At 40.4% G+C, this 19,290-nt stretch carries 22 protein-coding genes; 11 read left to right on the forward strand and 11 right to left on the reverse strand.

Going from position 1 to position 19,290, the window contains the following annotated elements:
- Nucleotides 1-72 precede the first annotated feature (72 nt).
- Nucleotides 73-624, reverse strand: coding sequence for a DJ-1 family glyoxalase III (locus CVS81_RS01345; RefSeq protein WP_107964836.1), 552 nt, complete (start codon nucleotides 622-624; stop codon nucleotides 73-75).
- An 81-nt stretch (nucleotides 625-705) separates the two neighbouring features.
- Here CVS81_RS01345 and CVS81_RS01350 point away from each other — a divergent pair, with 81 nt between their 5' ends.
- Nucleotides 706-963, forward strand: coding sequence for a SelT/SelW/SelH family (seleno)protein (locus CVS81_RS01350; protein WP_257639680.1), 258 nt, complete (start codon nucleotides 706-708; stop codon nucleotides 961-963).
- 42 nt (nucleotides 964-1,005) lie between these two features.
- Here CVS81_RS01350 and waaF read toward each other — a convergent pair whose 3' ends face one another.
- Together waaF and CVS81_RS01360 are read right to left on the reverse strand one after the other, a co-directional pair.
- Nucleotides 1,006-1,959, reverse strand: coding sequence for a lipopolysaccharide heptosyltransferase II (waaF, locus tag CVS81_RS01355; protein ID WP_107964837.1), 954 nt, complete (start codon nucleotides 1,957-1,959; stop codon nucleotides 1,006-1,008).
- Entirely contained in the window at nucleotides 1,956-2,987 is a 1,032-nt protein-coding gene (locus tag CVS81_RS01360) for a glycosyltransferase family 4 protein (RefSeq protein ID WP_107964838.1), read from the reverse strand. The genes waaF and CVS81_RS01360 overlap by 4 nt, the downstream gene beginning before the upstream one ends.
- Nucleotides 2,988-3,176: 189 nt before the next feature.
- On the opposite strand from CVS81_RS01360, the gene CVS81_RS01365 reads away from it, so the two are divergent.
- Entirely contained in the window at nucleotides 3,177-4,226 is a 1,050-nt protein-coding gene (locus tag CVS81_RS01365; protein WP_087581549.1) for a glycosyltransferase family 4 protein, read from the forward strand.
- Nucleotides 4,223-4,993: a polysaccharide deacetylase family protein gene (locus CVS81_RS01370; RefSeq protein ID WP_107964839.1), complete on the forward strand. Its 771-nt coding sequence runs from the start codon at nucleotides 4,223-4,225 to the stop codon at nucleotides 4,991-4,993. Before CVS81_RS01365 ends, CVS81_RS01370 begins: the two co-directional genes overlap by 4 nt.
- A gap of 9 nt (nucleotides 4,994-5,002) precedes the next feature.
- Here CVS81_RS01370 and CVS81_RS01375 read toward each other — a convergent pair whose 3' ends face one another.
- From CVS81_RS01375 to waaC, 6 genes are read right to left on the reverse strand one after another with little or no spacing between them, the layout of a single operon-like run.
- Nucleotides 5,003-5,800, reverse strand: a complete 798-nt coding sequence (locus tag CVS81_RS01375) for a polysaccharide deacetylase family protein (protein ID WP_107964840.1) — start codon at nucleotides 5,798-5,800, stop codon at nucleotides 5,003-5,005.
- On the reverse strand, nucleotides 5,797-6,876 hold the full coding sequence (locus CVS81_RS01380; RefSeq protein ID WP_107964841.1) for a glycosyltransferase family 4 protein: 1,080 nt from the start codon (nucleotides 6,874-6,876) through the stop codon (nucleotides 5,797-5,799). The genes CVS81_RS01375 and CVS81_RS01380 overlap by 4 nt, the downstream gene beginning before the upstream one ends.
- Complete coding sequence (gene rfaQ / locus CVS81_RS01385; RefSeq protein ID WP_107964842.1) at nucleotides 6,876-7,943, reverse strand: putative lipopolysaccharide heptosyltransferase III; 1,068 nt, start codon at nucleotides 7,941-7,943, stop codon at nucleotides 6,876-6,878. Before rfaQ ends, CVS81_RS01380 begins: the two co-directional genes overlap by 1 nt.
- Nucleotides 7,940-8,644 carry a glycosyltransferase family 2 protein gene (locus CVS81_RS01390; protein WP_107964843.1) on the reverse strand — a complete coding sequence of 235 codons (705 nt, stop codon included), beginning with the start codon at nucleotides 8,642-8,644 and terminating at the stop codon, nucleotides 7,940-7,942. Before CVS81_RS01390 ends, rfaQ begins: the two co-directional genes overlap by 4 nt.
- Entirely contained in the window at nucleotides 8,638-9,531 is an 894-nt protein-coding gene (locus tag CVS81_RS01395) for a lipid A biosynthesis lauroyl acyltransferase (protein WP_107964844.1), read from the reverse strand. The genes CVS81_RS01390 and CVS81_RS01395 overlap by 7 nt, the downstream gene beginning before the upstream one ends.
- Nucleotides 9,524-10,498, reverse strand: a complete 975-nt coding sequence (waaC, locus tag CVS81_RS01400; RefSeq protein ID WP_107964845.1) for a lipopolysaccharide heptosyltransferase I — start codon at nucleotides 10,496-10,498, stop codon at nucleotides 9,524-9,526. Before waaC ends, CVS81_RS01395 begins: the two co-directional genes overlap by 8 nt.
- 63 nt (nucleotides 10,499-10,561) lie before the next feature.
- Here waaC and CVS81_RS01405 point away from each other — a divergent pair, with 63 nt between their 5' ends.
- From CVS81_RS01405 to CVS81_RS01420, 4 genes are read left to right on the forward strand one after another with little or no spacing between them, the layout of a single operon-like run.
- Nucleotides 10,562-11,572: a 3'-5' exonuclease gene (locus tag CVS81_RS01405; protein ID WP_107964846.1), complete on the forward strand. Its 1,011-nt coding sequence runs from the start codon at nucleotides 10,562-10,564 to the stop codon at nucleotides 11,570-11,572.
- A gap of 20 nt (nucleotides 11,573-11,592) precedes the next feature.
- A complete protein-coding gene (locus CVS81_RS01410) occupies nucleotides 11,593-12,651 on the forward strand; it encodes an NAD-dependent epimerase (RefSeq protein ID WP_107964847.1) in 1,059 nt (352 codons plus the stop codon).
- Nucleotides 12,652-13,230, forward strand: coding sequence for a DNA-3-methyladenine glycosylase I (locus CVS81_RS01415; protein WP_107964848.1), 579 nt, complete (start codon nucleotides 12,652-12,654; stop codon nucleotides 13,228-13,230).
- Nucleotides 13,230-14,078 carry a DNA ligase gene (locus CVS81_RS01420; protein WP_107964887.1) on the forward strand — a complete coding sequence of 283 codons (849 nt, stop codon included), beginning with the start codon at nucleotides 13,230-13,232 and terminating at the stop codon, nucleotides 14,076-14,078. The genes CVS81_RS01415 and CVS81_RS01420 overlap by 1 nt, the downstream gene beginning before the upstream one ends.
- On the opposite strand, the gene CVS81_RS09965 is transcribed toward CVS81_RS01420, so the two are convergent.
- Together CVS81_RS09965 and CVS81_RS01425 are read right to left on the reverse strand one after the other, a co-directional pair.
- Nucleotides 14,075-14,239, reverse strand: coding sequence for a hypothetical protein (locus CVS81_RS09965; protein ID WP_234399499.1), 165 nt, complete (start codon nucleotides 14,237-14,239; stop codon nucleotides 14,075-14,077). The genes CVS81_RS01420 and CVS81_RS09965 overlap by 4 nt on opposite strands.
- Nucleotides 14,239-15,114: an LLM class flavin-dependent oxidoreductase gene (locus CVS81_RS01425; RefSeq protein WP_234399500.1), complete on the reverse strand. Its 876-nt coding sequence runs from the start codon at nucleotides 15,112-15,114 to the stop codon at nucleotides 14,239-14,241. The genes CVS81_RS09965 and CVS81_RS01425 overlap by 1 nt, the downstream gene beginning before the upstream one ends.
- Nucleotides 15,115-15,302: 188 nt before the next feature.
- Between CVS81_RS01425 and galE the strand changes: the two genes are divergently transcribed.
- The 4 genes from galE to CVS81_RS01445 are packed head-to-tail and all read left to right on the forward strand — an operon-like array spanning nucleotide 15,303 to nucleotide 19,289.
- Nucleotides 15,303-16,286, forward strand: coding sequence for a UDP-glucose 4-epimerase GalE (gene galE, locus CVS81_RS01430; RefSeq protein WP_107964849.1), 984 nt, complete (start codon nucleotides 15,303-15,305; stop codon nucleotides 16,284-16,286).
- An 8-nt stretch (nucleotides 16,287-16,294) separates the two neighbouring features.
- Complete coding sequence (locus tag CVS81_RS01435) at nucleotides 16,295-17,617, forward strand: UDP-glucose dehydrogenase family protein (RefSeq protein ID WP_107964850.1); 1,323 nt, start codon at nucleotides 16,295-16,297, stop codon at nucleotides 17,615-17,617.
- A complete protein-coding gene (locus tag CVS81_RS01440) occupies nucleotides 17,614-18,060 on the forward strand; it encodes an ecotin (protein WP_107964851.1) in 447 nt (148 codons plus the stop codon). Before CVS81_RS01435 ends, CVS81_RS01440 begins: the two co-directional genes overlap by 4 nt.
- Nucleotides 18,057-19,289 (forward strand): nucleotide sugar dehydrogenase, encoded by a 1,233-nt coding sequence (locus CVS81_RS01445; RefSeq protein ID WP_103580004.1) that lies wholly within the window; start codon nucleotides 18,057-18,059, stop codon nucleotides 19,287-19,289. Before CVS81_RS01440 ends, CVS81_RS01445 begins: the two co-directional genes overlap by 4 nt.
- Nucleotide 19,290: the final 1 nt, after the last annotated feature.

Here is a 19,290-nt window from a genome sequence, read left to right on the forward strand (position 1 = left end):
CTATCACTAAACAAAATTTATCCTTAAGTTTAAGTAGAATAATTAAATAAAAAATTACAATTTTTTTATAAACTATTTATAAAGTAAATCATTTTTTACTTTATGGTAAGCCTCTTCGCCAAGCAAATTTTTCACTATAAAAAGTGCAAATTCCATAGAAAAAGCTGGTCCCTTGCCAGTGATGATGTTTTGATCTTTTAGCACGTTTTTATCGCTCACGTAGCCTCTTTTGTCGCTTCTTACATTTTCTTCAAAGCCAGGATAGCAAACAAAATGCTCTTTAAGCACATGAGCTCGCTCAAGCACCATAGGAGCGGCACAAATGGCACAAATTAGCTTACCTTTTTTATCAAATTCTTGTAAAATTTCTCTTAGCTTGGCGTCATTTGCAAGATTTTCTGCACCAGGCAGGCCTCCTGGAAGCACGATCGCATCATAGCCAAGCTCCTCCACCTCACGAAGTGTGACATCAGCTTTTACATTTATGTTGTGAGCACCCCTGATCTGCGCGTCTTTTAAGCTAGCGATAGATGCTATAGCTCCAGCTCTACGCAAAACATCGACTGAGGTTAGCGCCTCGATCTCCTCAAAACCATCAGCTAGGATTACGGCTATCTTTTTCATAAAATCGTCCTTTCTCGTGTTATCTGTTTGTTAGGATAAATTTTATATAATCAAAGCTTATTTCACAAGAAAGGACAGAGCATGCAAGTAAAAATTATTTACTGCAACTCTTGAAACTATCGTCCGGTAGCTTCTCGTGTAGAAGATGAAATAAAAGCGAACTTTAGTGATGCAAGAGTCGAGTTGGTTGTAGGTGATGGTGGAAATTTCATCGTCGAGGTTGATGGAAACGTTATCTTTTCTAAAAAAGATCGCATCGGAAACGATGAGTCAAGGTTCCCACACGGCGAAGAGATCACAACTCTTATAAACAAATATCTCAAAGAAAAGTCGGCTTAATGCTAACTAGCGGGGCAGGCAACTGCCTCGTTCTATTTTTGCCTAAATCCCACTCTCTTTTCTTAGTAAATTTATCTCATCTATTACCATTTGTGGCTTGAGATCTTTCATGCAAGCATGCGTTTTTAGCGGACAAACTCGCTTCATACAGGGCATGCAAGCTAAATTTAGATGTACTATCTTTGCAAATTCATTTCCCCAGGGCGAGGTTTCGCTAAATTTTGTCGGTCCAAAAAGAGCGATCGTTGGCACACGAAAGGCGGCAGCTACGTGCATAGGACCGCTATCGTTTGTGACGAAAATGCCATTTTTGCTAAGCCCAGCTATGCGCTCACAAAGCTCTTTGACACTGGTTTTGCCAGCTAAATTTTGGCAGTCTGCACCATTTTCTTTTAAAATTTGCTCTATTTTTTTACAAATTTCTTGCTCGCCTTTGCCACCAAAGATGACTATCTCAAACTCATCTTTAAAATTTAAAGCCACCTGTGCAAAATACTCTGGGTACCATCTTTTCGCACTTCCGTAGCTCGCACCTGGATTTAGAGCTAGTGTTTTTTTGGTTGAAATTTGAGGTGTAAAATGTAGCTTTAGCTGAGTAGAAATTTCGCCCAAGCCAAGGGCATTTTTTACAAAATTTGCATATTTTAGCACTTGATGAAGGACGGTTTTGTTCTTTTTAAAGATGGCTTTTTTCTTAGCGTTTATAAAAAATAGCAAAAATTTGCTAGCAAACGAGCTTCTAAAGCTAAAAGCTAGATCAAATTTGCCAAGACTTTTTGCACTTTTTGCAAGAGATAAAAGTCTAAATTTAGCCTTTTTGCTCTCATCAACGACCACTTTTTCGCAGTTTGGATGGTTTTTGTAAAGCTCGCAAGCTACAAATGAGCCAAAAAAAACGATTTGTAAATTCTTCTCATTTTGCACTAAATTTTCGATCGCAGCGCTTGCCATCACGCTATCGCCAAGCCAGGTTGGAAGCTCGATAAAAACTCTCATTTTAAGGCATCTTTTATAACATCAAGCGTAAGAGCGGCGTTTTTTTCGATGCTAAAATTTAAAGAAAGCTCGTAAGCCTTCTCTTGCAGGCTCGCTAAAAGCTCATGGTTTGTGAGAATTTCATCTATAAACTCCAGCGCGCTCTCGTCATTTGGGCTTTGAAGCACAAATTTATCTTCTAAAATCTCGCTAGCTCCATTTTGAGCCGTCGTAAAGACCACGTTTTTAAAGCTAAGTGCCTCTAGCACGACATTTGAAAATGGCTCATAGTGCGTTGGAAAGATAAAGATATCGCTTGCTTCATAAAATTTAGCCGTGCTCTTTTGCTCGCCGACAAAGTAGGCGTTTAGTCCAAGTTTTTTAGCTAGGCGTTTGTAGCTTGAGATGTTTTTGTCTTTGCCGACGATGAGCGTATTTACGGGCGTTTTTAGCTTTGAAGCAAGGAGCAAGAACTCTTTTAGCCCCTTTCTTTTAAAGCCATTTCCCACAAAAAGCAGGGTCGCAAGCTCAAATTTAAGTCCAAATTCCTCACAAAGCGTGAGCTTTGCCTCAGCTTTTTGCACCCTTTGGGGTAAATTTACGCCGTTATAAATGGTCGTGATCTTTTCAGACTCTATGCCGTAAGTCGCGATGATCTGCTCTTTGATGAAATTTGAGTTTGTGATGATCTTTTGGGAGTTTTTAAAGCACTTTTTCTCTAAGTATGGATAGACGAAATTTAGGGGGTTTAGCCACCAAAAGCTCTTTGTAGCCCTATAAACCTTGTGCACGCCGTCTCCTGCCCTGTAGATATCGGCGCAGCTTACTCGCTCTAGGCTAAAATAAAACTCGTCCTCTTTTTTTTGGCGTTTTACTTGGCGGTTAAAATTTAGCGCTTTTTTCCAAGAAGATATGCCAGCATCTCCAAGATATGAGCGAATTTCTGTTTGGATATCAAGCTCATTTAGGGCCTTAACAAGCCTTCTTAAGTATCTTTCAGCACCTCCAACTGCGTTTGGATTAGTTCTTAAAAATACTATTTTTTTCATCTATAACTCCTAAAGCCAGTGCCCAGATAAGTAGCATTAATAATTATTAATAAGGCATTTGATTTTTATTTTAAGGGATTTATTTTATCAAAAACAAATAGTAAAATACTTAAAAATAAAATTAAAAAAATTTTAGCTATAATGCCCTAAAAATCGCTAATTTAAGCGATATTGAAGCTAGGAAAAATAATGATAAACATACTTGAGCTTGAAAGCTCTTTGGGATTTGGCGGGCAAGAGCACCGCACACAGCGTGTTATAAATGGATTAGACAAGAGCAAATTTAAAGTTTTTTATGGGCTAAACCCTGGCTCAAAAAGTTTTGAAAAGCAGATAGAATGTGAATTTGTCGAGTTTAACCTTAAAAGGTCATTTAATATCCTTGAAATTTTAAAAATTTGCAAATTTGTAAAGCAAAATAATATAAAAATCATCTCAACTCACTCGGGTAAAGACGGCACCATAGGCGCTATCGTGGGCAAAATTTGTGGCGTTAGCGTGGTTCGTACTAGGCATTTGCAGCTGCCTATAAGCTCTCCCATACCTTACAACCTAAGCACAAAGGTGGTTGGCGTTTGCAACTCAGTTTGCGCTGATCTTATCAAAAGAGGTGTGAAAAAAGAGAAGGTGCTAAAAATCTACACTGGCATCGACACGCAAAAATACACGCCAGAATTTAAGATAAATATGAAAAAAGAATTTGGCCTAAGTGACGATGTAGTGGGCGTTTGCATTGTTGCAGTGTTAAGAGCTGCTAAAAATCATAAGCTCTTAATCGATGCATTTAGCGAGCTAAATTTAGAAAAATCAGCCCTTTTTATCGTGGGCGACGGTCCTCAAAATAAAAATTTACACGAGTATATAAAAGATAAAAAAAATATCTTCATGCTTGGCAATAGAACCGACGTGAACGACTTTTTGGGCTCGCTTGATATCTGCGTGTTACCTTCAGACATGGAGGCTATCGGTGGGGCGCTACTCGAGGCATCTTCGTGCAAGCTAGCTACCATCGGAAGCGATGTGGGCGGCCTTGGTGAGGCAGTGAGTAATGGCAAAAGCGGATTTTTATTTGAAAATGGCAACAAAGAGGAGCTAAAAAAGGTGCTTGAAAGGCTCATTTTAGATGAAAATTTAAGAAAGCAGATGGGCGAGTTTGGCAGAGAGTACGTCAAAGAGACATTTAGCATCGAAAAAATGATAGAAAACACACAAAATTTATATATGGAGCTTGTAAAATGAGCGTACCAGTTTTGATGTATCATCACGTGCTTGAAAAGAGCGGATTTATCGCTAGTAGCGTGGATGAGTTTAGATCGCACATGAAATTTCTAGCCGAAAATGGCTATAAAACGTTAAGTATAAATGAATTTATCGCGTACAAAAAGGGTGAGCTTGAGGTTCCTAAAAAGAGTGTTTGCATAACATTTGACGATGGCTGGATGGACAACTACATCTATGCCTATCCTATCGTGAAAGAATTTGGACTAAAAGCAAATATATTTATAATAACTGGCTGGATAGAGGCAGCGCAAAAGGCCCATGACTTGAGGCCTGCTAGCTTTTTAAACGTTGATCACAACGAGTGCAAGAGGCTTGCTCCAAGTAGGCCGCAAGATGTGATCTTAAATTTAGAGCAGATCGAGAAGATGAGTGATTGTTTTAGCTTTCACTCGCATACGCACGAGCATTTTGATGGATATTTTGGACAGCTTAGCTTGGATGAGGAATTTGGGCTTTGCCGTGAGTTTATGAAGAAAAATTTTGGCTTTGAAGATGACGCACTTTGCTGGCCAAGAGGCAAATATAGTGACGAGTATCTAAGTGCTGCTAAAAAGCATGGCTACAAGGCATTTTTCACGACAAAGCGTGGCATAAACAAGGCCGATGGCAACTTAGAGGAGATAAAACGAATAGTGACAAAACGCGATGAAAAATGGCTTAAAAAGACTATGTTTATCTACCAAAATGACTTTTTGGGATCTATTTATGCTTTTCTTAGGAGTTAGAACTAAGCGCTATTTAAAGCTTCTATTTCTAAAGTCTGAGTAAATTTTGCCTATAAAAGGGGTCGAATAGATAAAAAGCTTCTTTTTTATCCTAAAAATGTAGTCGCTCTCGCTCTTTGCGTTGTTTGAGATATCGATACGCCTTATCTTAAATTTATCATCCCCAGCGCAATATCCACCATCTATCACGCTAAAAGCAAAGCCGTAATACTCTCTAACTATCCTTTGCGAAAGCTCGTTAAAATGCCCTTTTGGAAAGCAAAATCCAAATTCTTTTTTTTCTGGGAAAAGCTCTTTTATCTTAGCAAGCGAGCTAGAAAACTCCTCTCTTAACCTTGTCTCATCGTCACTTCTGCAAGAAAAGTGGCTCGCTGTGTGGCTATCAAACTCAAAAAGCCCACTCTCTTGCATCTGTCTGATCTCATCTAAATTTAAAAAATACTCCGCGTCTTTGTCGTAGTCAATTTCTTTGTGTTTTTTAAACGAAAAATCGTAATCTTGCCTTTTAAAATCCTTGATCTTATCTGTTATCAAAAAGCAAACAGCTGGGATATTTAGCTCTTTTAAGATGGGATATGCAAATTTATAATTGTCAAAATATCCATCATCAAAAGTTAGCAAAATGCTCTTTTTGGAGGCTTTTAACCTACCAGCAACGATATCTTTAAACTGGGCATAATTTATAAATTTATATCCCTCATCAAGCGCCATGCGAAGCGCTTTTTTTAAAAGCTCCGGGCTTATAGCAAAGTCGTTTTTGTTGTTGTTGCAGTGGTGAACTGTCAGTATGCAGACTGGACTATTCATAGGCTCTCCAATAATCTCTTGATATATGTTTTTAAAATTTTGGTGTCATAATTCTCTTTGACAAAGGTGCTGGCATTTTCTGCGCATTGTCTGGCTAGATCGTCATTTTGTATGTACGCATTTATCTTCTCCGCCATATCTTGCACGTCTAAAAATTTAGCACATTGACCCCTGTTATTTGCAAGCAAGTTATTCATAGGTGCGATATCAAAAGCGACTATTGGGCGAGATAGAGCCATAGCCTCTAGTAAAGCCGTAGGAAGGCCTTCTGTATGAGAAGGAAATGCGTAATAATCTATCCCTTTTACTACGTTTGCTATATCGCTTCTAAAGTCAGTAAAGAGTAATTTTTCTCTCATTGCTTCATCAAAGATGCTTAAAATTTGCTCTTTTGTATTTTTGTTGATATTTCCACCAAAAATGCCATATATATCGCTGTTTTTTTGCATGAGAATTTTTAGCGCATTTGCAAATTCATATACCCCTTTTTGGCGACTAAGTGAGGAAAACATACCTACTGTTATCGCTTGTTTTGGGATGTTAAATTCTTCTTTAAATGTTGATTGCACCGCATTTAGAGCATCATAATCCACAAAGGTAGGCATGAAAAATATTTTTTCATCTTTTACGCCTATTTTTTGTAAAACTTTTGTTACGTTAGGACTTACGCTTATGATCTTATCAAATAGCATGGTGTGTAAAAATTTACTCAAAAAGCCTTTTATTGGGAATTCATTGTGCCTTTCTCGTATAAATTTAACACCTTTTTTTCTAGTAAAAATTTTCGATATAGCAGCTACCCAGCTGTCTGTTGAGCCATTTGATATGACCACATCTATATTTTCTTGCCATAAAATTTTACAAAGTATCGGCAAAGTTTTGTGAAAATTTTTTTTGTTCATCTCACATTCAATAACCTTAAAATTTTCTTCTCGAGCACGTTTTAAAATTTCAGAATTTGGGTTGCAAAATAATATTACATTGTGACCCAGCTCTTGCGCTGATTGCATTTCGTTTATCACTTTATTTTGTTGTCCGCCCCAGTTATAAAGCGTCTCTGTATAAAGTATATTCATTATTGTGATCCTAACTTTTCTTTTATCTTTTCTTTTATCTTTAGCATTTCGTCGCTAAAATCCATCAGCGTTTTTTCTACATTATACTTCGTGATACCTTCTTTGTCGCAAGGCACAAAGTCCCAGTCCTTTTGATATACGATATGCTTGCCCATACTTTGGATGCCATTTTGCGCTGTGTAGCCATTTTGCATCAAGCTATTATCCCAAGGTCCCCATTCAAAAGCATTGCTTGGGCCAAAAAGGGCGATCACTGGCACATCGTTTGCTGCGGCTATATGCATGATAGCAGTATCGACGCCGATAAAGAGGCTTGAGCGCTTTGAGAGGGCGATCGTTTGTTTTAGGCTTAGCTTACCACCTAAATTTATAGGCTCGCTTTTGCAAATTTTTAGCACGCTTGCAAGCTTATTTAGCTCATTTTCTTTGTTATCACTTGTTAGCACGACCTTTACATTTAGCTCGTTTTCGCAGTAGTCGATGAGCTCTGCCATGCTCTCGTCGTTTGCACATTTAAACATCCAGCGGCTTGTTAGATGCACATGCACAAAGCGTTTTGGTAAATTTAGATACTCCACACTCTCATCTGAAAAAACACTCACTTTTTTACTTACTGGCTCAAAGCCCAAAGCCCTTAGCGCGTTTAAATTTAGATCAACCGTATGAGAGAAATTTTCGTAGTATTTTGCCTTTACGCTTAAAAGCTTGTTTATCGCCTTGTGCTTGCCTAAAAAGCCAACTATTTTTTTTATCTTAGCGTACTTTGAGATGATGACGCCGCGGTCTCCAGTGGTCGTTTGCACCGCCATATCGTACTTCTCTTTTTTGATCGCTCTTATAAATTTTAGCTCGGTAATTAGCTTTTTAAAAAAGCCAGAATTTGCACCTTGCCTATCGTAAATGTGGATTTTATTTATATAAGGGTTGCCTTCTATCATCGCTTCTGTCCCTTTGTTTAGGGCAAAGTCGATAGTCGCATCTGGGTAGTAGTGGTGCAAATTTTCAATGAGCGGTGTTGTTAAAAGCACATCTCCGATGTTTCTAAATTTAATCACAAGTATTTTCATTTTATATATTTCCAAAATGTGTACTGGGCGTAAAGTCTAGCGATAATATAGCCCGTAAAGCCTTCTTTGAAGCCACCTTTTAGCACGTAAAGCTTAAAAAATGTCCAAGCCGGGCTTGTAAGCGCCTTTAGCAAATTTCTTTTTGCGCCCATGCTTGAGTAGCGATTTTGCTTGGCGATAAACTGCTCTATGCTCTCATACGCGTAGTGCAAGAAGTGATTTTTAAGCGCGCCAAGCCTTTGTGAGCCGTCATTTAAAACGACCTTTTCATGCACGGCTCTACCATCAAATTTGGCAAAATTTTTATTAAAAAGCCTCACCGTGTAGTCTGGATATAGCCCCATGTTTTTTATCGCTTTGCCAAAGAAAAAATTTAACCTAGCAACGTTATAAGCCATAAATTTAGGCTCTTTTAATGTGCTAATGATCTCATTTTTAAGCTCGTCTGTAATCACCTCGTCGCTATCAAGCACAAAGACCCACTCGTTTTTGGCTATATCCACGCCCTTTTGCTTTTGCGCGCCAAATCCAAGCCAAGCTTGCTCGTGAAATTTCACGTTGCTAAAGCCATCACAAATTTGCCTTGTGCTATCTTTTGAGCCGCTATCAACCACGATGATCTCATCAACAAATTTAGCGCTCTCTAGCACTTCTTTTAGGTACTTTTCGCTATTAAAAGTCAAAATGACAACGCTTAGCATTTGTACTCATTTTCGTAAAATCTCTTAAACCTTTGGTGAAACCAAAAGTACTCCTCAGGCCTTGCTCTAACCATCTCTTCGCACGCACTGCACTGCATCTGCGTCACTTTTTGCACAGCATCTTCTTTGTCAAACGTGCTTATATCTATTGGCTGCTCAAAGCAAATTTCGTTTAAATTTTCACCTTTTTGGTAGATAAATGCGTTTATGATAAGGGCATTTGTCTTTTGAGCTAGCACGCTTGCAGCTGGCGTGTGAAGCACATCTTTGCCAAAAAACTGCACCTTTATGCCATCTTTTGGTGCGGTGTTTTGATCGACTAAAATTCCTACTATTCGCCTAGCTTTCAGCGCTTTTAAGATATCTTTTGCGCCGCCATCTTTGTCGATTAGCTCCACATTAAACTGCGCTCTATTTGCCCTTAAAATTTTATCCATGACGCTGCTATCAAGCTTTCTGCCAAGCACCGAAGATGGCCCAAAATACGCCGCAACAGCTAGAGGAAATATCTCCCACTGCCCAAAATGTGCCGTTGTAACGATGATAGGCCTGCCAGATCTTATCGCATCAAGCAAAAAGTGCTCATTTTTAAAAACAACTTGCTCAAGTATCTTTTGCTTTGTCGTGTTTTGATTGAGAATGAAATTTATACCAAGATATTTTGCAAAGTTGTAGTAGCATTTTTTGGCGATTTCTAGCTTCTCTTCTTTGGTTTTTGTCTCACCAAATGCAAGGTCTAAATTTGTCATCACGACATGAAATCTCTTTTTTTTAAGCTTCATAAAGGCAAATGCTAAAAATTTAGCAAGCATATTTTGAAGGGAGCTAGGCAATATAAATATAAGAAATTTCAAAGTATAAAAGCCAGCTAGATAGAGCCTATCCATTTAGCAGCCTTTTTGCGAAATTCGCAACCGTTTCAGGGTAAATTTCTCTTATGCAAAAGTCATTTTTATCGATACTTCTAGCATCTATCTCCTTGCCCATATCAACAACAAGGTTTTTGTCCGTGACGTAGGCATTTCGGTGGCTTGGGCGGTTGCCAAAAAGCGTGATAGAAGGCCTATTTACAGCCCATGCAAGGTGCGTTAGACCGCTGTCGTTGCCTATTACCAGATCGCAGCTTGCGATAAAATCTATCATATCTTTTATGCTTAGTTTTTCAAGCAGTTTTGCTTTAGTGCCTGAAATGATCGCCTCAGCCCTTGTTTTTTCGCTCTCACTCCCGTAGCAAAGGTAAATTTCGCAACCATCAAGTAGTCTGATCACATCTTTAAATTTGTCATAAATTTTGCTCTCTTCGCTTGCAAAAGCAGCGATTAAAACGCGTTTTTTGCCACTTTCATTTTTAAATTTTTTGCAAATTTCAAAGCAGGGTGATTTTTTTAAAATTTCATCTCTGTCAAAGCTAAAATTTAGAGCGTATCCAACAAGACTTAGGTTTCTAACTATGATATTTTCGTTGTAGTCGATCTTAAATTTATGCCTATAAAGCCTGGCTGCGATCTTTTCTTTGACGCTCTCTCTGCTAAAGCCATAAATTTCTTTGCCAAGTAGTTTTGCGACTACGGCTGATTTGAAAAGTCCTTGTAGGTCGATGATCTTGTCAAATTTACCAAGCGTTTTTATGATCTTGTAGCTCTTTTTAAAGCTCTCTTTAAGCGGCAAAATGACTAGTTCGTCGATTAGGGGATGATCTTTTAAAAGGCTTGCAAAACGGGCATCAACTAGCCATGTGATGTGAGCATTTGGGCAGTGCTTTTTGATAAACTGAAGCACGATGGCTGCATGGACGATGTCCCCAAGTGCCGAAAGCTTTACGATGGCTATTTTTAGTTGATTTTTATCTTGCATTGGCTACTTTAAATATAAATTTTTGGTATGATTTTAAAAAAAAATGCTTAAAAAAGGGCTAAAATGGCGAAAAGTTACATCTGCGTCTTTGACTGCGAGACGATACCTGATGCAAATTTGATAAGAAAAATTTACGGCATTGACGGGAGCGACGAAGATGTGAGCGTGCAGGCGATGGCCTTGCAAAAAGAGGCTAGCGGGAGTGAGTTTTTGCCTGTGATGTTTCATAGAGTGGTCGCGATCTCTGCGGTGATGGCCGATGAATACGGCAAATTTTTAAAAGTCAGCACGATGGAGGGCAAGGACGAGCGCGAGATCATCGCTAAATTTTTAAAATTTATAAATGACTATAACCCAAGGCTTGTTAGCTTTAACGGCCGTGGTTTTGACCTGCCAATGCTTATGGTGCGTGCGATGCGCTACAACCTAAACGCAGCGGCATATTACGAGAGCGAGAACAAAGAGCTAAACAAAAACAAATGGGAAAATTATAGAGCCAGGTATTCGCCTAAATTTCACCTTGATCTGCTTGATTTTATAAGCGATTTTGGAAGCGTAAGAGGGCTAAAGCTTGATACGCTTTGCGCTAGCTTAAATTTACCAGGTAAATACGACGTGCACGGCGATCAGGTGCTTGAGCTTTACTACGCAGGCGAGCTTGATAAGATAAACGAATACTGCGAAAGCGACGTGCTTAACACCTACTGGCTATTTTTGAAATTTGAGCTTTTGCAGGCAAATATCTTGCAAGATGACTACATAAATCACCTAAACGTGATGAGCGAATTTCTAGCTAAAAACTGCGCTCACAGAGGATACAGCGAGGTTTTTTGCTCTGCGATAAGTGACGAGCTAGCAAGAATTTCTGGCAAGTTAGACTATGAGATAAAGGTAGATAAAGAGGCTTTGGAATTTAGCGAATTTGATGATGTAAGGCCGATTAGCAAAGAGGAGCTAAACCGCGATATGCTGGGCGGTTTGCTTAAAAAAGCAAGCGATCTAAAGCCAAAAGAGCCAAAGAGCAAGACACTTTTTGAAGAGAAAGTGCCTGAGATAAATTTAGACGACGAATAAGTCAAAATGAAAGGAAAAATATGAAAATTTTAGTAACTGGAACAGCTGGATTTATAGGATTTCACCTTGCAAATGCCCTTGTGGCGCGTGGGGATGAGGTCGTTGGATATGACGTGATAAATGACTATTACGACGTAAATTTAAAGCTTGCGCGCCTAAAAACGGCTGGCTTTGATGTGAGCGAGATAGAGTATGGCAAGCTCATCACCTCAAAAACGCATCCAAATTTAAAATTTATAAAAGCAGACCTCGCTGATGAAAAGACGATGAAAGAGCTTTTTGCTAAAGAGAAATTTGACGTAGTGGTAAATTTAGCCGCACAAGCTGGCGTTCGCTACTCGCTTATAAATCCAAAAGCCTACATCGACAGCAACATCACAGGCTTTATGAATATCCTCGAGTGCTGCCGTCACAATGAGATCAAAAATTTAGTCTATGCAAGCTCTAGCTCGGTTTATGGACTAAATGAAAACATGCCATTTTCTACGCACGAGGGGGTCAATCACCCTATAAGCCTCTACGCAGCGACCAAAAAGAGCAATGAGATGATGGCGCACACTTACAGCCACCTATTTAACGTGCCAACGACTGGACTTCGCTTTTTTACGGTTTATGGACCATGGGGACGCCCTGATATGGCGCTATTTTTGTTTGTTGATGCCGCGCTTAAAGATAAAACCATCGACGTCTTTAACTACGGCAAGATGAAGCGCGACTTTACCTACGTGGACGACATCGTAAAGGGCATCATTAAGTGCATCGACAACCCTGCTAAGCCAAATCCAGCTTGGGACGCAAAGCACCCAGACCCTGCCACCTCAAAAGCGCCGTTTAAGGTCTATAATATCGGCAACAACAGCCCAGTTGAGCTCATGGACTACATCAAAGCAGTTGAGATAAAGATCGGCCGCGAGATCAAGAAAAATTTTCTCCCACTTCAAGCAGGCGACGTGCCAGCGACCTTCGCGGACGTGAGCGACTTGGTGGCTGACTTTGACTACAAGCCAAATACAAAAGTAAATGACGGCGTGGCTAAATTTGTCGAGTGGTACAGCGAGTTTTATGGGATCAAAATTTAAATGAGACGTTGCGAGTGGGCCAATGGCGAGCTTGACATAGCCTACCACGATAATGAGTGGGGCAAGGTCATAAAAGATGATAGAAAATTTTTTGAGATGATAGTTTTGGAGGGCTTTCAAGCGGGACTTTCGTGGCATGGGGTACTTCAAAAAAGAGAGGCTATGAGAGCGGCGTTTGACGGCTTTGATCCTAAAAAGATCAAGCTCTATGGCGAGGCTGAGATAGCTAAATTTATGCAAAACGAAGGGCTTATACGCAATAGATTAAAACTAAAATCGCTTTCTGCAAACGCCCTTGCATTTTTATCGGTAACGCAAGAATTTGGTAGCTTTTATGATTATCTTTGGGGACATTTGCTAAGAAAATTTGATCCTAAATTTGACGGCAAACAGATCATCAATCACTACCAAAATATCAAGCAAGTGCCAGCTACTACGCCTATGTCTGACTTTGTGGCAAAGGAGCTAAAAAAGCGAGGGTTTAAGTTTCTAGGCTCTGTTAGCACCTATGCCTTTTTGCAAAGCGTGGGCGTGGTGGATGATCATATGGACTATTGTTTTTGTAAGTGCAAGGCTTGATTAGAATAATTTTTGCACTTTTGGTGCTTTTAAATTTTGCATTTTCTCTTGAACTGTTGCGCCTTAGCGAATTTAAAGATCAAAACGTCTCAGGCTGGCTAGCTAGCGAGAAGCTTGATGGTGTGCGTGCCTACTGGGACGGAGAGAATTTACTCTCAAGACAGGGCAAAAGGCTAAATGCACCGCAAAGTTTTACTAAAAATTTCCCAAAATTTGCACTTGATGGCGAGCTTTACGCAAAGGAGCTTAAATTTGAAGAAATTCAAGCGACCGTGATGGATAAGCTGCCAGATGAAAAGGCGTGGAGCAGGCTTAAATTTCACATTTTTGACGTGCCAGAGGCAAGTGGCGGCTTGCTTGATAGGCTTGAAGTTTTGGCTAAATTTCTAAAAAATGAGCCAAATGACAATTTAATCATCATAAAACAGATAAAAATGCGCGATAACGCTCAATTTTTAAAATTTACAAAGGACATTGTCGCAAAAGGCGGCGAGGGAGCAGTCGTGCGTGAGCCAAATGCGCCCTACGAGCGAAAACGAAGCAAAAATGCACTTAAATTTAAGAAATTTAAAGACGCTGAGTGCGAGGTTGTTTCTATAAATAAAGGCAGCGGCAAATACGCTAATCTTGCTGGCTCGCTCACTTGCAGGGCGCTTGGCGGCAAAGATAAAGAAGAAAAAGCTGGCGAGCCAAAAGAGGGCACTATCTTTAAAATAGGCTCAGGACTAAGCGACGAGCAGCGCACAAATCCCCCAAAGATAGGCTCTATCATCACATATAAATTTCAAAATTTAACCTCTAATGGCAAGCCAAGATTTCCTATATTTTTAAGGGTTAGAGAGGATTAAATTTCATCTATGGTCTCTTTTAACACCCTAAAAGAGCTAAGCTGCGCCTCCTCATCAAAAATGAAACTTTGAGCCATGATCTCATCGACTTCAAGCCTATTTTGAAACTCTAAAATTTGCTCTTTAACGCTTTGTTTTGAGCCTATGAAAGAGCACGCCATCATCTCTTCTGTGACGATTCTTTCTCTATTTTTAGCTCTATTTGCCTAAAGTCGATCGGCCCAAAATGTGGAGCTTTGATGCCTGTTTTGTAAGAGGCAGCAAAGACCTCGTCGTTATCTTTTTTTGGTGGTTGCAAATACTCTTTTTCGCCAGTGACCACGTTTAAGAAAAACTGCGTTTGCGTAGTTGCTAAACTCTTTGCTAGCTCGTCAGTTTGGGCTATTATCACATTTGCTCCTGCGATGACATAAGGTGTGGCAAGAAAGTGGGATGGCTTGAAATTCTGACGATAAATTTCTACCGCTTTTTCTAGCGCACGTGGTGCAAAGTGCGACGCAAAGGCGTAAGGCAGGCCAAACTCAGCCGCCACGTATGCGCTATATATGCTTGAGCCAAGTATGTAGATGGGCGGAAATTTTTCAATTTTTGGATAGGCTTTCACGGCTCTTTTGGCGTTAAAATAGTCCATTAGCTCGTTTATCTGCAGGTCAAACTCTATCTCTCTTGCGCCTCGTCTAAGCACTGCAGCTGTATCTTGGTCAGTCCCTGGAGCTCTGCCTAGCCCAAGATCGACGCGGTTAGGAAATATCGTCTCAATGGTGGCGTACTGCTCTGCGATAGAGTAGGGGCTGTGGTTTGGTAACATCACGCCGCCAGAGCCCACGCGCAGGCTCTTTGTGTGCTCTAAGATGTGCGCGATGATAAGCTGTGTGGCTGAGCTAGCTAAATTTCTCATATTGTGATGCTCAGCGATCCAGTAGCGCTTTATGCCGATATCTTCGGCAAAAATAGCTAGTCTAACGGCTGCATCTATGGCAGCTTTTGCGTCACCGCCTTGCTTTATCGGTAGTAAATTTAATATTGAGACTTCCATTTTTATCCTTTTTTGTAGATGAAGGATTATAAAGATTAAATTTAAAATAGATTGTAAGTCTATTTTAAATTTATAAAGGCAAAGATCTATTTTGCAGCTTTTAGGCAAATTTTAAAAACTAACCTTGCTTTACTTTTGCTTTACTCTATTTTTGATAAAATTACACACTTTTAATGAAAGGCTTAAACTTGAAAATTTTAGTAACAGGTGGAGCTGGATACATCGGCAGCCACGTAGTAAAAGCACTTTTAAAGCAAGGCAAAGATGAGATAACCATCATCGACAATCTCTGCAAGGGCTCACAAAAAGCACTTGAGGCACTCAAAAATATAGGAAATTTTAAATTTATAAATGCAAATTTAGAGGATGATCTAAGCGAAATTTTCGCAAATGGCAAATTTGATGCAATCATCCATTTTGCAGCATTTATCGAGGTTTTTGAGAGTATGAGCGAGCCGCTAAAATACTATCTAAACAACACCGCAAACGTCGCAAGAGTGCTAAGATACGCAAAAACTTACAACGTAAATAAATTTATATTTAGCTCAACTGCCGCAGTTTATGGCGAGCCAGACGTGGCGGAGGTTAGCGAAACAACACCTACAAACCCGATAAATCCATACGGCAGAAGCAAGCTCATGAGCGAGCAGATCATCAAAGACTACGCCGCATCAAATGAAAATTTCAAATTTGCGATTTTGCGCTACTTTAACGTAGCAGGTGCGGACGAGGAGGGGCTTATCGGTCAAAACTATCCAAACGCCACGCACCTTATCAAAGTAGCCGTGCAAACAGCACTTGGCAAGCGCGATAGCATGGGTATCTTTGGCGATGACTACGCGACAAAAGATGGCACATGCGTTAGAGACTACATCCACGTTAGCGACCTAGCGGACGCCCACATAAGCGCACTTGAATACATCAGTCAAAATGGCAGCGAAACCTTTAACGTGGGATATGGCAGGGGATTTAGCGTAAAAGAGGTCATCGAGACCGCAAAAAAAGTAAGTGGGGTAAATTTTAAGGTGTTAAATGCGCCAAGAAGGGACGGCGACCCAGCTATCCTCATCTCAAACGCAAGCAAACTACGCTCGCTAACAAGCTGGAAGCCAAAAAGAGACGATCTAGCGCTCATCATAAAAACCGCCCTTGAGTGGGAAAAGAGAATTTAGGGGAAAACATGAAAATAGCAGTAATCGGAACTGGATATGTTGGACTAGTAAGTGGTGCATGCTTTGCTAAAATGGGCAACAGCGTCATCTGCGTCGATGTCGATAGTAAAAAGATCGAGGCGCTAAAAAACGGCGTCGTGCCTATATATGAGCCAGGGCTTGCTGATATCGTGAGTGACTGCTACAAAAATGGCTCACTTAAATTTAGCACGCAGATAACCGAGGCGCTAGAGCATGCAGATGTGCTATTTATCGCAGTTGGCACGCCTATGGGCGCTGATGGGCAGGCTGATTTAAAATATGTCCTATCAGTTGCCAAATCAATCGGAGAAAATTTAAGCAAACCGCTAATAGTTGTCGATAAATCAACCGTTCCAGTAGGCACTGGAGTTAAGGTACATGAGGTGATCGAGGCTGAGCTTAAAAAGAGAAATGTAGATGTTAAATTTGAAGTCGTCTCAAACCCAGAGTTTTTAAAAGAGGGTGCGGCGGTTGAGGACTTTTTAAAGCCAGACCGCGTAGTTATCGGAGCTAGCAGCGAGTGGGGCTTTAGCGTGATGAGAGAGCTTTATGAACCATTTATGAAAAATCACGATAGGCTCATTTGCATGGATGTAAAATCAGCTGAGATGACAAAATACGCTGCAAATTCGATGCTGGCAACCAAAATAAGCTTTATAAACGAGATAGCAAATATCTGCGAACGTGTGGGCGCTGATGTAAATTTGGTAAGAAAGGGCATCGGTAGCGACTCAAGGATCGGATATAGCTTCATCTACCCAGGCTGCGGATATGGCGGTAGCTGCTTTCCAAAAGACGTCGAGGCGCTCATCTACACAGCTAGACAAAATGGCTTTGAGCCAGAGCTTTTAAACGCGGTCGAGTCAAGAAATAAGGCCCAAAAAAGAGTGCTATTTGATAAAATTTATAACTTCTTTGGCGGCGATCTAAAGGGCAAGACGATCGCACTTTGGGGGCTTGCGTTTAAACCAAATACCGATGATATGAGAGAGGCTAGCTCACTAACTTTGATAAAGCTTTTAGACGAGGCTGGCGCAAAAGTGGTCGCTTACGATCCAAAAGCGAGCGAAGAAGCTAAAAAATATATACCAAATTTAGATGTGAAATATGCTAAAAATAAGTATGACGCTCTTAATGGTGCCGATGCAATGGTGCTTGTAACCGAGTGGAGTGAGTTTAGATCGCCTGATTTTATGGAGATCAAAGAGAGGCTAAAAAATGCTGTCATATTTGACGGACGCAACCAGTATAACGCTAAAGCTTTAGCCGAGCATGGATTTAAGTATTTTCAGATAGGCGTCAAAGCGTGAAGCAAATTTTGTCTTTTCTTGTAGCTTGCTTGCTGCCTTTTTCGCTCTTAGCTAGCGAAGTGGCAGGTAAAAGTGAAGCAAAGACGCAAGAGCAGGTTTTTGAGCTGCCCATCTCAAAGATGCCGAATGATTATTTTAAATATGAAGTTGCATTTTTTAAAGAGGTGCAAACGGATTGCAAATTTGCTATGCTAGAGGGCGGACATTTAGATAAAAAAGAGGATAAAAGTGGGGTTTATTATAAATTTAGCGCAGAAGATGTGCCACTTAAACCTTGCAATGGCAAAAATAAAAAGAGGCAAATTTATTATGAATTTACTCAAATTTTGCCTGGCATTAGCCCCATTAAGATCGTAACCCCACAAAGCGTGGGCGCAGAGATAAGAATTTATGAACGTGTAGAAACAATAAAACCAAAAATTTTAAAAAGGAAAGAGAAATGAAAATAGCAGTAGTAGGACTTGGATATGTGGGACTTCCACTAGCAGCAGCTTTTAGTGAAAAGTACGAAGTAGTCGGCTTTGACGTAAATGCAAAACGTATAGAAGAGCTTAAAAGTGGCTATGATAGAACGCTTGAGCTTAGCAACGAGCAGATGAAAAAAGCGATCGATAATGGCATGAAATTTAGCCTAAATTTAGATGACATCAGAAGTTGCAACTTCTTCATCGTAACCGTCCCAACTCCGATAGATAAGAACAAACGCCCTGATCTAACTCCAGTGGTAAAAGCGACTGAGAGCGTGGCAAAAGTGCTTAAAAAAGGCGACATCGTTGTCTATGAAAGCACCGTTTATCCAGGCGTTACAGAAGAAATTTGCGTGCCACTTCTTGAAAAGAGTGGGCTTAAATTTAACAAAGACTTCTTCTGCGGCTACTCTCCAGAGCGCATAAACCCAGGCGATAAAGAGCACACTGTGACAAAGATCAAAAAGATCACAAGTGGCTCAACCCCAGAGATCGCTGAGAAGGTTGATGAAATTTACCGCTCTATCATCACAGCTGGCACTCACAAAGCTTCAAGCATCAAAGTAGCAGAGGCTGCAAAGGTCATCGAAAACACTCAGCGCGACATCAACATCGCCTTTATAAACGAGCTTGCGATGCTCTTTGAAAAGCTTCACATCAACACTATCGACGTGCTTGAGGCTGCAGGTACTAAGTGGAATTTCTTAAATTTCCGCCCAGGTCTAGTCGGTGGTCACTGCATCGGCGTAGATCCATACTACCTAACTCACAAAGCTCAAGAGGTAGGCTACAACCCTGAAATGATCCTAGCAGGTCGCCGTATCAACGATGATATGGGCAGATACGCAGCCGATCAAGTGATCAAACTCATGATAAGAAAAGGTGTGCTTATCAACAAAGCGCGTGTGCTTGTTCTTGGTATGACATTTAAAGAAAACTGCCCAGACATAAGAAATTCTCGCGTTATAGACGTAGTTGATGAGCTAAAAGACTTTGGCTGCAAGGTCGATGTGACTGACCCTTGGGCTGATAGCGCCGAGGTAAAACATGAGTACGGTTTTGATCTAGTAAAAGAGTATAACCTAGACGACTACGACTGCATCGTGATCGCCGTAGCTCACAATGAATTTAAAAAGCTCAACCTAAAAGGCCACTTGGTTTATGATATAAAAAATATCTACCCAGAGGCTGACGCTAGGCTGTAAG

The organism is Campylobacter concisus (genome assembly GCF_003049065.1).
Classification (GTDB): domain Bacteria; phylum Campylobacterota; class Campylobacteria; order Campylobacterales; family Campylobacteraceae; genus Campylobacter_A; species Campylobacter_A concisus_BE.

Excerpts from the sequence above, each read along its gene's own strand:
- CVS81_RS01345 (WP_107964836.1), bottom strand. The coding sequence starts at position 624 with ATGAAAAAGATAGCCGTAATCCTAGCTGATGGTTTTGAGGAGATCGAG.
- waaF (WP_107964837.1), bottom strand. The coding sequence starts at position 1,959 with ATGAGAGTTTTTATCGAGCTTCCAACCTGGCTTGGCGATAGCGTGATG.
- CVS81_RS01360 (WP_107964838.1), bottom strand. The coding sequence starts at position 2,987 with ATGAAAAAAATAGTATTTTTAAGAACTAATCCAAACGCAGTTGGAGGT.
- CVS81_RS01365 (WP_087581549.1), top strand. The coding sequence starts at position 3,177 with ATGATAAACATACTTGAGCTTGAAAGCTCTTTGGGATTTGGCGGGCAA.
- CVS81_RS01370 (WP_107964839.1), top strand. The coding sequence starts at position 4,223 with ATGAGCGTACCAGTTTTGATGTATCATCACGTGCTTGAAAAGAGCGGA.
- CVS81_RS01375 (WP_107964840.1), bottom strand. The coding sequence starts at position 5,800 with ATGAATAGTCCAGTCTGCATACTGACAGTTCACCACTGCAACAACAAC.
- CVS81_RS01380 (WP_107964841.1), bottom strand. The coding sequence starts at position 6,876 with ATGAATATACTTTATACAGAGACGCTTTATAACTGGGGCGGACAACAA.
- rfaQ (WP_107964842.1), bottom strand. The coding sequence starts at position 7,943 with ATGAAAATACTTGTGATTAAATTTAGAAACATCGGAGATGTGCTTTTA.
- CVS81_RS01390 (WP_107964843.1), bottom strand. The coding sequence starts at position 8,644 with ATGCTAAGCGTTGTCATTTTGACTTTTAATAGCGAAAAGTACCTAAAA.
- CVS81_RS01395 (WP_107964844.1), bottom strand. The coding sequence starts at position 9,531 with ATGGATAGGCTCTATCTAGCTGGCTTTTATACTTTGAAATTTCTTATA.
- waaC (WP_107964845.1), bottom strand. The coding sequence starts at position 10,498 with ATGCAAGATAAAAATCAACTAAAAATAGCCATCGTAAAGCTTTCGGCA.
- CVS81_RS01405 (WP_107964846.1), top strand. The coding sequence starts at position 10,562 with ATGGCGAAAAGTTACATCTGCGTCTTTGACTGCGAGACGATACCTGAT.
- CVS81_RS01410 (WP_107964847.1), top strand. The coding sequence starts at position 11,593 with ATGAAAATTTTAGTAACTGGAACAGCTGGATTTATAGGATTTCACCTT.
- CVS81_RS01415 (WP_107964848.1), top strand. The coding sequence starts at position 12,652 with ATGAGACGTTGCGAGTGGGCCAATGGCGAGCTTGACATAGCCTACCAC.
- CVS81_RS09965 (WP_234399499.1), bottom strand. The coding sequence starts at position 14,239 with ATGGCGTGCTCTTTCATAGGCTCAAAACAAAGCGTTAAAGAGCAAATT.
- CVS81_RS01425 (WP_234399500.1), bottom strand. The coding sequence starts at position 15,114 with ATGGAAGTCTCAATATTAAATTTACTACCGATAAAGCAAGGCGGTGAC.
- CVS81_RS01435 (WP_107964850.1), top strand. The coding sequence starts at position 16,295 with ATGAAAATAGCAGTAATCGGAACTGGATATGTTGGACTAGTAAGTGGT.
- CVS81_RS01445 (WP_103580004.1), top strand. The coding sequence starts at position 18,057 with ATGAAAATAGCAGTAGTAGGACTTGGATATGTGGGACTTCCACTAGCA.